Annotated in this window: 11 protein-coding genes; 5 read left to right on the top strand and 6 right to left on the bottom strand. The window is 61.4% G+C overall.

The window, feature by feature from the left end; translation table 11 throughout:
- The first annotated feature begins 199 nt into the window (after positions 1 to 199).
- The gene (gene yiaY, locus ACYAS9_RS00885) at positions 200 to 1348 is read left to right on the top strand and encodes an L-threonine dehydrogenase (RefSeq protein WP_463566452.1); all 1149 of its coding nucleotides are present in this window, start codon (positions 200 to 202) and stop codon (positions 1346 to 1348) included.
- An 11-nt stretch (positions 1349 to 1359) separates the two neighbouring features.
- Here yiaY and ACYAS9_RS00880 read toward each other — a convergent pair whose 3' ends face one another.
- The 5 genes from ACYAS9_RS00880 to ACYAS9_RS00860 form a co-directional block, all read right to left on the bottom strand.
- A complete protein-coding gene (locus ACYAS9_RS00880) occupies positions 1360 to 1890 on the bottom strand; it encodes a hypothetical protein (protein WP_463566451.1) in 531 nt (176 codons plus the stop codon).
- A gap of 124 nt (positions 1891 to 2014) precedes the next feature.
- On the bottom strand, positions 2015 to 3292 hold the full coding sequence (locus tag ACYAS9_RS00875; RefSeq protein WP_463566450.1) for a Y-family DNA polymerase: 1278 nt from the start codon (positions 3290 to 3292) through the stop codon (positions 2015 to 2017).
- Positions 3276 to 3710, bottom strand: a complete 435-nt coding sequence (locus ACYAS9_RS00870) for a LexA family protein (protein WP_463566449.1) — start codon at positions 3708 to 3710, stop codon at positions 3276 to 3278. The genes ACYAS9_RS00875 and ACYAS9_RS00870 overlap by 17 nt, the downstream gene beginning before the upstream one ends.
- A 98-nt stretch (positions 3711 to 3808) precedes the next feature.
- On the bottom strand, positions 3809 to 4759 hold the full coding sequence (locus ACYAS9_RS00865) for a DMT family transporter (protein ID WP_463566448.1): 951 nt from the start codon (positions 4757 to 4759) through the stop codon (positions 3809 to 3811).
- A gap of 56 nt (positions 4760 to 4815) precedes the next feature.
- Positions 4816 to 5559, bottom strand: coding sequence for a helix-turn-helix transcriptional regulator (locus ACYAS9_RS00860; RefSeq protein WP_463566447.1), 744 nt, complete (start codon positions 5557 to 5559; stop codon positions 4816 to 4818).
- 81 nt (positions 5560 to 5640) lie between these two features.
- Here ACYAS9_RS00860 and ACYAS9_RS00855 point away from each other — a divergent pair, with 81 nt between their 5' ends.
- The gene (locus tag ACYAS9_RS00855) at positions 5641 to 6006 is read left to right on the top strand and encodes an SH3 domain-containing protein (RefSeq protein ID WP_463566446.1); all 366 of its coding nucleotides are present in this window, start codon (positions 5641 to 5643) and stop codon (positions 6004 to 6006) included.
- Positions 6007 to 6239: 233 nt separating this feature from the next.
- On the opposite strand, the gene rtcR is transcribed toward ACYAS9_RS00855, so the two are convergent.
- Positions 6240 to 7850, bottom strand: coding sequence for an RNA repair transcriptional activator RtcR (rtcR, locus tag ACYAS9_RS00850; protein ID WP_463566445.1), 1611 nt, complete (start codon positions 7848 to 7850; stop codon positions 6240 to 6242).
- A gap of 203 nt (positions 7851 to 8053) precedes the next feature.
- On the opposite strand from rtcR, the gene ACYAS9_RS00845 reads away from it, so the two are divergent.
- From ACYAS9_RS00845 to ACYAS9_RS00835, 3 genes are all read left to right on the top strand, one after another.
- Positions 8054 to 9604 carry a vWA domain-containing protein gene (locus ACYAS9_RS00845; RefSeq protein WP_463566444.1) on the top strand — a complete coding sequence of 517 codons (1551 nt, stop codon included), beginning with the start codon at positions 8054 to 8056 and terminating at the stop codon, positions 9602 to 9604.
- A 317-nt stretch (positions 9605 to 9921) separates the two neighbouring features.
- Complete coding sequence (locus tag ACYAS9_RS00840; protein ID WP_463566443.1) at positions 9922 to 11148, top strand: RtcB family protein; 1227 nt, start codon at positions 9922 to 9924, stop codon at positions 11146 to 11148.
- A gap of 16 nt (positions 11149 to 11164) precedes the next feature.
- Entirely contained in the window at positions 11165 to 11953 is a 789-nt protein-coding gene (locus ACYAS9_RS00835) for a nucleotidyltransferase domain-containing protein (RefSeq protein ID WP_463566442.1), read from the top strand.
- The last annotated feature ends 272 nt before the right edge of the window (positions 11954 to 12225 follow it).

Below are 12225 nucleotides of genomic sequence, written 5' to 3'. Positions count from 1 at the left end.
AAGTGACGCCGGTTGCTTGTGGTGGGTTGCAAGGCGGCATCTAGCCATAGACCGCCGTCTTTTTCCTTTACAGCTGCGCAGCGATTGAGCCGTACAGTTTGTCGGGTCAACGCATTGCAGTGCCGGTTTCGTTGCGCTGGGTCAATACCGCAGGGCTGTGTCAGGCCGATGCTGGTGCTTCGAATCAGGAGAATCCGCCATGAGCAGCACCTTTTTCATTCCCGCCGTCAACATGATCGGCAGCGGTTGCCTGCAAGAGGCCATGCAGGCCATCCGCAAGTACGGCTTTCTCAAGGCGCTGATCGTCACCGACGCCGGTCTGGCCAGGGCGGGTGTGGCCAGCCAGGTGGCAGGCCTGCTGGTCGAGCAGGGCATCGATTCGGTGGTCTACGATGGCGCCCGGCCCAATCCGACCATCGCCAATGTCGAGCAGGGCCTGGCGCTGTTGCAGGAACGGCAGTGCGACTTCGTCATTTCACTGGGCGGCGGTTCGCCGCATGACTGCGCCAAGGGCATCGCCCTGTGCGCCAGCAACGGCGGGCACATCAGCGACTATGAAGGCGTGGACCGCTCGCAGAACCCGCAACTGCCGCTGATCGCCATCAACACCACGGCCGGCACCGCCAGCGAGATGACCCGCTTCTGCATCATCACCGACACGGCGCGGCACGTGAAAATGGCCATCATCGATCGTAACGTCACACCAATCCTGTCGGTCAACGACCCGCAAATGATGGCCGGCATGCCGCGCTCGCTGACCGCCGCCACCGGCATGGATGCCTTGACCCATGCGATCGAAGCCTATGTGTCCACCGCCGCCACGCCGATCACCGATGCCTGCGCGCTCAAGGCCATCAGTCTGATCGCCGGCAACCTGCAACGTGCCGTCGACCACGGCGACGACCTGCAGGCCCGCGAAAACATGGCCTACGCGCAGTTTCTGGCCGGCATGGCGTTCAACAATGCATCGCTGGGCTATGTCCACGCCATGGCGCACCAGTTGGGCGGCTTTTACGACCTGCCTCACGGCGTGTGCAATGCGGTATTGCTGCCGCATGTGCAACGCTTCAACGCCAGCGTCAGCGCCGCCCGGCTGACCGACGTTGCCCACGCCATTGGCGCCGACATTCGTGGCCTCGACTTCGAAGCCGGTGCCCAGGCGGCCATCGAGGCGATCAGTCGCCTGGCGGCCAGCGTCGAGATTCCGGCCGGTCTGACCCAACTGGGCGTCAAGGAGGCCGATATTCCGACCCTGGCCGCCAATGCCCTGAAAGACGCCTGCGGCCTGACCAACCCACGCCCGGCGGATCAACAGCAGATCGAGGGCATCTTCAAGGCGGCGTTGTAGGGTTGTTTGCGCTATCTGGCCTGGCCGATGTCCTGCACCATTTGCCGGGCAATGGCTTTTAGCTGTTTGTCGGTCATGGCCGAGAACCACATCTGCCAGCCCTTCGATTTCGTGTCGTACTGGCGTGAACCCAGCAACCGGCCGGTGCGCAGGTCCTTGTAGTCGACTTGCGCATTGACCCAGGCATTGCCGATGGCAAAGCTGCCCGCCGCACGTGCGGCACCGGTCAGATAACGAAAGTTTTCGACCCGGATTATCACCATCAGCCCGTCACGCGCTTGCGTTTGCGGTCTGCCGGCCAGAAACGTCGTGCGATAACCGGCAGCGGCTGCATCGCTGGCCAGCGCTTGTGACCAGGTGCCCTTGACCAGATACCAGTCGGTATTGGCCTCAACCCGTTGGGTGCCAATAAAGGTCACTACCAGATTGGCTTTAGCCGCCTCGCTGATTGCCGGTGGCGGCGCACCGCTGGATTCCAGACGTGCCGCACAACCACCCAGCGCAAGGCTTGCCACCAGCACTATCGACACGAGCCTGTTCATCAATGAAAGTCCTTATTCACGGCCTGAAACAACAAGGGAGTCCATGCCTGTGCGGGTGATGGCACAGAGTATCGAACTGAGACTAGCCAGTTTTTTCAGCTGTGCATAAGGCGTCGGCTCACGATCATTTAACCGCCCATAACTGATCGATGCGGGTGGTGTAGGCCGGGCTCAGGAATTCACGCTTCATCGCCCAGTCGGGGTCATGGGGCACGGCTGCGCTGCGCAGGGTGCCGCGTCCCCAGCGTTGGTTGATATCGTCCAGCACGTTCATCACCCTGGTGCTTTGCAGCGATTGGGACGGTGCGAACAGGTCGTCGGTGAATTGTCCTTGCTGGCGCAAATCGAGCAACAAGACCTCGGCCTTGCTGTAGTTGAAATTGTCCAGAAAGATTCGATCCACCGCTTGCAGCGCCAGGCGGGTCATCAGCCGCACATCGTTACAAGGGTAGGGCAGCTCGACCAGTGTGCCGCTGGCCCATTTATGCTCTTCAGGGTTGTGCATGCCGGTGCGGATGCTGATGCGCATCTGCTTGCACAGCGAGCGCTGGACGCGCAGTTTTTCTGCTGCCCGCATCACGTAAGTGGCCACGGCCTGCTTGATCGGTTCGATAGTGGTCAGGCGCCGGCCGAACATGCGGCTGCAACAGATCGCCTGTTTGGCAGGCTCCTGGTCGAGCAGTTGCAGGCAAGGCGTGCCGGTCAGTTCACGGGCGGTCTTTTCCATCACCACGCTGAAGCGCCGGCGCAGCAGGGCAGGGTTGGCCTGGGCCAGGTCCATGGCGCTGTGAATATTCAGGGCCTGCAGATTCGCCTGCATGCGCCGGCCCACGCCCCACACGGCACAGGCCGGCATCTTGTTCAGCACCCAGTCACGAATGCGCGGGTCGCGCAGGTCGATCACGCCACCTGTGCGCTCCATGTAGCGCTTGGCGGTGTAGTTGGCCAGCTTGGCCAGGGTCTTGGTCGAAGCAATGCCGACGCTCACCGGTATGCTCGTGCAGCGCTCGATCTGCGTGCGCAACTCATGACCGAAAGCGGTCAGGTCGCCAGGCATGCCGGTGAGGTCGGCAAACGCTTCGTCGATGCTGTAGACCTCAAGCACCGGCACCCGTGACTCGATCAGGGTCATCACCCGCTCGCTCATGTCGCCATACAGCGCGTAGTTGCTGCTGAAGACGCGAATGTTCTGCTGACGCAGGATGTCCTTGATCTGGTAATAGGGCGCGCCCATGGCAATAAATGGCTTGGCTTCATGGCTGCGGGCGATGACGCAACCGTCGTTATTGCTCAGTACCACAATGGGCGTTTTGTTCAGGTCCGGCCGGAACACCCGCTCGCAGCTGGCGTAGAAGCTGTTGCAGTCGATCAGGGCGAAAACCGGCTCAGGCTTTCTGGCCATGGGTGCGCACGCTGAACTTCACAACGCCCCAGATCAGCAGCTCTTCACCCTGGCCGATGAGGCGCTCCGGGTAGTCGGGATGTTCGGACAGCAGCGAGATTTGCGTGCCATGCCTGGCCAGGCGCTTGCACAGGGGATCGCCATCGATCGCGGCAATCACGATATCGCCATGACCTGCGGTCGCCGAACGGTCTACCACCGCCAGATCACCTTCGAAAATGCCCGCACCTTCCATACTCTGGCCGTCGATACGCACCAGGTAAGTGTGAGGGGTACGGATGTTCAGCAACTGGTCGAGCGAAATCGTGTGTTCAAGGTGGTCGGCTGCCGGCGAAGGAAAGCCGGCGGGCACTTTAAAGGCGTACAGGGGTAACGCCTGGCCGATATCGGACAACGTGCCGAGGAAGGTGATGCTCATGGAGGCTTCCTTGATATTGTTTTGCTGTATGCATATACAGTTAACGATCAAGGCGCCGACAGGTCAACAGCGCTGTCAGGCGAGGCGACCGATGGTGCTCAGACCACAGCGGCGCGAGGCGGATGTTGTTGATGACAACGCAGGCACCACACCACGCCGATCACCAGTAACACCATCGCTACCCACTCCACGCTTTCGGGCCAGCGGCCTTCCCAGAGAAAGCCCAGCAGCAGCGCGGCCAGGGTTTCGATGACCAGCACCTGGCCGCTGAGCGCGAGCGGCAACAGGCGGCTGGCCTGATTCCACAGGGCGCCGCCAATCACCGACGCAAGTAACGCTACGCCACCGGCAACCAGCAGAAATTCCAGCCAGGTATGGCTGTCATGCGTATTCAGCGCCGGCCCCAGCAACGGCACGGCCAGCACCAGCGACTGCGCGCCGGTCATGACGCCGGCCAGCAGCGCCCAGTCGTTGGCTGACACACCGGTCATGACGCTCAGGCGCCTGGCATTGCTGACCGCGAACCAGCTCCAGCTGATCAAGGCACCGACGGCGCACAGCAGGCCCCAGATAATGTGTGTGGGTTGTTCGCCGTGGCTGCCGGTGTGCAACGCATGCAGGCTGATCAGTACCGCGCCGGCGGTGGCGCAGCACAGTGACGGCGCCAGCCGGATCATCGAGACGGCATTGGCATCCTTGCGCCCGGCCAGCGCCACCAGTACCGGAATCAGGCCGACGATCAGCGACGTAGTGGCGACGCCGGCCAGTTGCACGCCGCTGCCGACCAGCGAGTAGTACAGCAGGTTGCCGATCAGGCTGAGCCAGAACAGCGAAACCCAGTCTTCGCGGCGCAGCTTGGCGCACGCTTGCCGCCAGCGTGGCGCCAGCAACAGGGCTGAAATCAGCCCGTAACAAAGAAAGCGCAACACCGCAAACTGCGCGCCCGACAGGCCGGGCGTGAGCTTGGGGCCAAGAAAGATCACGCCCCAGCACAGGCCGGCGCCCACCCCGAAACCAATGCCTTTGAGAAGTACCCGATCAGCCAACATGACAGCCACCGCCGTGCAAATTCAAAGCGGCCAGTCTGGGGCGTGGGCGAGCGGTTTTATTGTCCGGGAGTCCCGGATTTTTTACCCAGGCTCTTGCGATAAGCCGCCGGCGTCGTGCCGCACAGGCGGCTCATGGCACGGGTCAGCGCGGCCTGATCGGAAAAGCCGCTGCGCAGGGCGATTTCAGCGATGGGCAAATGACTGTCGGCCAGCCACTGCCGGGCTTTGTGCATGCGCACGTTCGTCAACCAGGCCTGTGGCGTCTCATCGAACAACTGCCGAAAGCGCAGGTGCAACTGGCTCAGGCTCATGCCGGCAATCCGCGCCATGGCTTCGTTGCTCCAGGCCGCGGCGGGGTTGGCCTGCAATTGCGCCAGCAACGGCTGTATACCGCTCGGCGCGGCCAGTGGCCCGCTGGCTAACGACGACAACAGCAGGGGCGCGAGTTGGTCTGCGCTATTGACCAGGGCTTCCTGGCCGACCAGTTCGGCAAATTCGATCAGGCGGCGAGTGGCCGGCGAGATCGGCACATAAATGCGCTGCGCCAGGCTGTGCAGCGCCTGTTCCTGAAGCCAGGTCGACGGGCAATCAAGGATCAGAAAGCGACTGCCCGGCTCCGCCATCTGCGCATGCGCCGCACCCGGCGCGACCAGCGCCGCCGTGCCGGCATCAAGCCGGGCGCCGCGACCTTCCACATCGATTTCCATACGCCCGCTGATGGGCAGCACCAGTTGCGTAAACGCATGCTGGTGCCGAGGGTGCTCGCCCCGGTAGCGGCGGATGTCGAGAGTGGGGGCCATATGAGGCTCCTGTTGGGGTTCGGGTTGGCCGAATCCATTACAGTGGTTCGCACGCTTTAAATCAACGCAAGGAATGCTGTCATGAATTATCGGGTCATCAAATCTCATCGCAGCGAAGCAGGTGAGCCGCTCAGTTTCAGACAGGGTGACAAGTTGATCGCCGGGGAAAAATACCAGGGCCCCCAGGGTTGGGATGGCTGGTACTACTGCATCGGCGCTGAGCAAACAGGAGGCTGGGTGCCCAGGCAACTGATTCACTGGCTGGATGAGAAAAATGTACAGGCGCTGGAGGATTACAGTGCTCAGGAATTGGATGTAGATGAAGGCGACAGTCTGGTGGGTGAGCGGCAGCTCAATGGTTGGGTGTGGTGCCATCGACCATTGGATGGGGCTGCGGGTTGGGTGCCGCTGGATAACCTTCAGATGGAGGCCGGGCTTTGTCGCTGATAAAGCGCGGTCGCACAACAAGCGGACCCTCATCAAACACAACGCAGAGCTATCTGATTGAACGCATTTGTAGGAGCCCGCTTGCCGGCGACCGAGTGTGCAGCACTCGCAGAAATCTATGAAACGCTTAAAGTTTACGAGCGCTAGCGCACTCGGTCGCGGGCAAGCGCGCTCCTACAGTTGTCCTGTGTTTGCTGCGAGACTGCGCTGTGTCAGTGACAAAGCGTGCATTCCTACGGGCGAATCCTTTTCCATTCCACCCCGAACCGCGCCAGATACTTGCGCAGCCGGTCCGCATCATTGGGGTTGGCTTTACCCTGACGCGAAACCCCGAACAGTTTGCGCCCGGCGTCGGACAGGCTGTCGGCCTGGCGGCAGACGTCGATGACGGCTTTCAGTTGCAAGCGGTCGAACAGGTCCAGTTCCAGACCGTCTTCAAGCAGCGGTTGCAGGTCATCCTGTTCCTGGCCCAGGTGTTGACTCAGCCCCCAGGCAAAGCGCAGGCGCTGTATTTCTTCTTCGACCTGAGCCTCATCAACGCGCCCGCTGTCGGCCAGCGTGGCCATGCGGGTGATCGAGGCTGACAGTTCGCGAAAGTTGCCCAGCCAGGCGGCTTCGCTGGCACAGGCAAAATCCAGGTAGCGGCGTCGTGCTTCCAGGTTGAAGCGCACCAAGCGGCCTTGTTCGCGGGCGTGGCGTTCCAGCTCGAAGTCGATGTTCGGCTCGATGTCTTCGCGACGGCCACTGAGGCCCGGCAGGCTGAAGGTCCACAGGTTGATCCGCGCATACAGGTCTTCACGAAACAGTCCTTGGGCCACGCGCTCGCGCAGGTCGCGGTGGGTGCCGGCGATGATCAGAAAATCGCTCTCGACTTCCTTGTCCGCGCCCATCGGAAAGAAGCGTTTTTCTTCGATGGCCTTGAGCAGCATTGCCTGTTCGTCGGCGCCCAGTTCGCCGATTTCGTCGAGAAACAACATGCCACCATCTGCGGCGCGCAGCAGGCCGTCGCGGGCGTTTTGTGCGCCGGTGAAGGCGCCCTTGATATGGCCGAACAACGCCGACATGGCGCCGTCGCCCCGCAGGGTCGCGCAGTTCACCTCGACGAAGCGGCCCTGCACCTGATGCCGGCTGCGCTTGAGTTCATAGATGCGCCGGGCCAGAAACGACTTGCCCGCACCGGTCGGGCCGATCAGCAACATCGGCGCGGTGGAGCGCACGGCAACGCGCTCGATCTGTTCGATCGAGCGGTTGAACACTGCGTTGCGCGTAGCGATGCCGGACTTGAGAAAGGCCAGGCCTTGCAGGCGCTTGTCGGCGAAGCGCGAGGCGATGTGGTCGTAGCACGACAGGTCGAGGTCGATGATGCTGTGTTTGCCCACGGCCAGTTGTTCATTGCCCAGCCGCCGGGCCGGCGAGGTCTGGATCAGTCGCGCCGGCAGGTAGCGCGCCTCGGTCAGCAGAAACCAGCAGATCTGCGCCACGTGGGTGCCGGTGGTGATGTGTACCAGGTAATCCTCACGCTCGGTATCGAACGTGTAAACGGTCGCAAAGTCGTGCAGTGCGCCGTACACCTCCTGAAAGTCCCAGGGGTCTTTCAGCGCCATGGGGTGCAGGCGCACCTCGGTTTCCGGTGACACTTGGCGAATGTCTTCAGTTACCCGCTGGGCCAGGCTGACGTCGCGGGCATCCACGCCGTGGATCAACTCCAGGCGATGGATCAGCACATCCGGCTGCTGACACAGACTGATGCTCGGGCGCCAGTGGCTCCAGCGCGTGGCGCCCTTGCCGACCCGGTCGAGGGTGGCGCCGACAAAACCTATGGCAACGGTTTGCTTGGCTGACATGCTGATACCTGAAGATAAATGCTGATAACAAAGGATAGAATTTTAAAGGGTCGACTGTCTCTCTGAACGACGTATAAAATCCGTTTAAAAAATAAAGTACATATAAATCAGTAGTTTAAAAAATAATCTGTCATTAAAAATAAACCTGGCACGTCGACTGCAATATCTCTGGCAACACAGGATAAACAGAGCGAGATGCCAAGATGGCCAACGTCAAACTGTTCAACAGTCACCCGGCAACACTGCCCGACAGCGACACGCACAATGCGGCCAAGGCCCCGGCCTATGCCTACAGTGCCCGGCACCAGCTGGCGCAACTGGCAGTCACCGGCTGCCTGAACCAGACGTTCTATGCCTCTGCCCAGACGCAGCTCGACAGCGTGCTGCGACTGGTCGGCGAACTGGACAGCCGCTACGTGGCCAAGGCCGCTCTGTATGCCCGCCGCAAGGGTCATATGAAAGACATGCCGGCGCTGCTGTTGGCCGCCCTGGTGGCGCAGCGTTCCGCGCTGGTGCCGGCACTGTTCGAGCAGGTCATCGACAGCGGCAAGATGCTGCGCACCTTTGTGCAGATCCTGCGCAGTGGTGTGACCGGGCGAAAATCCTTGGGTTCGCAGCCCAAGCGTCTGGTGCAACAGTGGTTGAACAGCGCCACCGAGTACCAGTTGTTGCAGGCTTCGGTGGGTAATCAGCCGTCGCTGGCGGATGTGGTGAAGATGGTTCACCCCAAGCCGGTCGAGGTCTGGCGCGAAGCATTCTTTGCCTGGCTGATCGGCAAGCCGGTGGATGTTAAGGCGCTGCCTGAACTGACCCGCGAGCTGCTGGCGTTTCGCAGCGGGGCGAGCCTGATCGTACCGGCAGTGCCGTTTCAACTGCTGAGCAACGAAACCCTGAACGCGACGCAATGGGCGCGCCTCGCAGGCAACATGGGCTGGCAGGCGCTGCGCATGAACCTCAACACCCTGGCGCGCAATGGCGCGTTTCAGGTGCCCGGTTTCACGCCGTTCATGACTGCACGGCTGGCGGATCCGGCGGCCGTGGCCAAGGCGCGGGTGTATCCGTACCAGTTACTGGCCGCGTATCGAATGGCCGGCGATGCGGTGCCGCAAAGCGTGCGTAACGCCTTGCAGGATGCGCTGGAGTTGTCGCTGAGCAATGTGCCGGTGTTGCCGGGTGCCGTAGTGGTTTGCCCCGATGTCTCGGGCTCGATGCACAACCCGGTGACGGGTTACCGCGAAGGCGCGACCACGGCGGTGCGCTGCATCGATGTGGCGGCACTGGTGACGGCCGCGGTGTTGCGCAAGCAGCCAGAGGCACGGGTGATGCCGTTTGAACGCAGTGTCGTGGACATAAAGCTCAACCCTCGCGACAGCGTGATGAGCAATGCGCAAAAGCTGGCCGCCATTGGTGGTGGCGGCACTAACTGCTCGGCGCCACTGGCGCGGTTGGCCGATGCCGGCGACAAGGTCGACACGGTGATTCTGGTCTCTGACAACGAGTCATGGATCGACGCACGGCGCCATGGCGCCACCGAGACAATGCTGCAGTGGGAGCGGATCAAGCGGCGCAACCCGCAGGCACGGCTGGTGTGCATCGACATGCAACCCGGCGCGACGACTCAGGCGGCAGACCGCGAGGACATCCTCAATGTCGGCGGCTTCAGTGATGCGGTGTTCGATGTGATCGAGCAGTTCATCGGCGGGCGCTACGGCGCTGGCCACTGGGTACAGGCCATTGAGGCCATGGAGTTTTGATTCACCGGCGCTGAATGCCGACGGGACTACATTCCAAGACGTCTCGTTATCTCTTGTCAGCGCCTGTGAACGGCACGAATGCGGGTGGCTTTACATCCAATGTTCTTATAAGTCACCGATTTTGTCGTGCCACCTATTACCGAGTTTGCCCGGCGAATGCAGGTGGAACTACACACTATTGAGGTCGCGGGTTCGAGTCCCGTCAGCCGTCAGGCTGTAGCTCAGTGGTAGAGCACAATGCAATGTTTCACCGACGATTGTCGCCTGGGGATATGGAATAAATGCCGAGTGTTCGGCCAGAAAAAAGAAGTGAAATCATGCAAGAGAAAACTTACCAACTGCTGGAAGTCGCCAACGGTAAACCCATCAAGATGTGGACCCAAGGCGTGCCGGTAGAAAGCGAAGCGCGCGAGCAGTTGATGAACACCGCGAAGATGCCGTTCATCTTCAAGCACCTGGCGGTGATGCCCGATGTGCACCTGGGTAAAGGTTCGACCATCGGCAGCGTGATTCCCACCGTTGGCGCAATTATCCCGGCAGCGGTCGGGGTCGACATCGGTTGCGGCATGATCGCCGCGCGTACCTCGCTGACCGCCAGCGACCTGCCGGACAACCTCGGCGGGCTGCGCAGCGCGATCGAAAAGGCCGTGCCGCACGGGCGCACCGTGACCCGTGGCGGCCGCGACAAAGGTTCATGGGAAGACGTCCCGCAGCAGGCCGATGACGCCTGGGGCGCCTTGTCGACACGCTTCAAGCTGATCACCGACAAATACCCGAAACTGAGCAACACCAACAACCGCAAACACCTGGGAACCCTGGGCGGCGGTAACCACTTCGTCGAGGTCTGCCTGGATGAAGCCAACCGGGTCTGGTTCATGTTGCACAGCGGTTCGCGCGGGGTGGGCAATGCCATCGGCAACCTGTTCATCCACCTGGCCCAGGACGATATGCGTCAGCACATCGCCAACCTGCCGGACCGCGATCTGGCGTACTTCGAAGAAGGCAGCCAGCATTTCGATGACTACGTTGAAGCGGTCGGCTGGGCCCAGGATTTTGCCCGGCAAAACCGAGAGTTGATGATGCGGGCGGTGGTTCAGGCGGCCCGGCAGATCATCAGCAAACCGTTCGAGGTGGCGCTGGAGGCGGTCAACTGCCACCACAACTATGTGCAGAAAGAGCGGCACTTCGGTCAGGACGTACTGATCACCCGCAAAGGCGCGGTGTCGGCGAAGAAGGGCGAGCTGGGCATCATTCCAGGCTCGATGGGCGCCAAGAGCTTTATCGTTCGCGGCCTGGGTAACGAAGAGGCGTTCAGCTCGTGCAGCCATGGCGCCGGACGCACCATGAGCCGCACCAAGGCCAAGAAGCTGTTCACCGTCGAAGACCAGATTCGTGCGACCGCGCATGTCGAATGCCGCAAGGACGCCGATGTCATAGACGAGATCCCGATGGCCTACAAGGACATCGATCAAGTGATGGATGCCCAGCGCGAACTGGTGGAAGTGCTGCATACCCTGCGTCAGGTGGTGTGCGTGAAAGGTTAAGAAAGGAGATGTGAAAATGGATCACACAGAGGCTCATCCGCTCAACAGCGCCATGCGCGAGCGCGTGCTGCAAGAACTGCAACGCATAGAGCGCGAGCACAACGTCACGGTGCTGTATGCCTGTGAATCGGGCAGCCGCGCCTGGGGCTTTGCCTCGAGCGACAGCGACTACGACGTGCGTTTTGTCTACGTCGAAAAGCCTGACTGGTTCGTGCAGGTCGACACCCCGCGCGATGTGATCGAGCGACCTCTGGACGATGAGCTGGACGTCAGCGGCTGGGAGCTGCGCAAGACCCTCGGGTTGTTGCGCAAGTCCAATCCGACCTTGCTGGAGTGGCTGGATTCACCGCTGGTTTATCGCCAGGAAGCGGCGGCCACCGCACGTTTGCGTGAACTGGCCGAGACGTTCTACAGCCCGCCGGCGGCGCGTAATCATTACCTGTCGATGGCGCGCAAGAATTTTCGCGGCTACCTGCAAGAAGAGAGCGTGCGCTTCAAGAAATACTTCTATGTGCTGCGGCCACTGCTGGCCGTGCGCTGGATCGACCAGGGCCGTGGCCGTCCGCCGATGACCTTCAGCGAGTTGCTGGGCACACTGGATGACCGGCCGTTGCTGGCCGAAATCGATGAACTGCTGGTGTTGAAACGCAATGCCGACGAAGCCACCTACGGCCCGCGTCGACCCTTGCTGCACGCGTTCATCAAGGCCGAGCTGGAGCGCGAAGTGCCCAGCCTGCCGCGCACCCAGGAAGACAACACACTGCTCAACCAGTACCTGCGCGACACCGTGGCGCAATACGCCTGACACATACGGTCTTGCGGCCTGCAACAGTAGGAGCGCGTTTGCCGGAATGCCGGACCACCGCGACCGGCTGCGTTAGCAGTCGTAAGATTTCAGCGTTTCATGGATTTTGCGAGCGCTTACGCACTCGGTCTGTTCCGGCATTCCGGCAGAGCGCGCTCTTACAAGGGACACCGTGGCGCAATACGGTCTTGCGGCCTGCAACAGACGGGTAGGAGCGCGTTTACCGGAATGCCGGACCACCGCGACCGGCTGCGTTAGCAGTCGTAAATTTG

The sequence above is a fragment of the Pseudomonas sp. HP_08 genome, from assembly GCF_055284095.1.
This window is presented reverse-complemented; position numbering and strand designations above follow the sequence as displayed.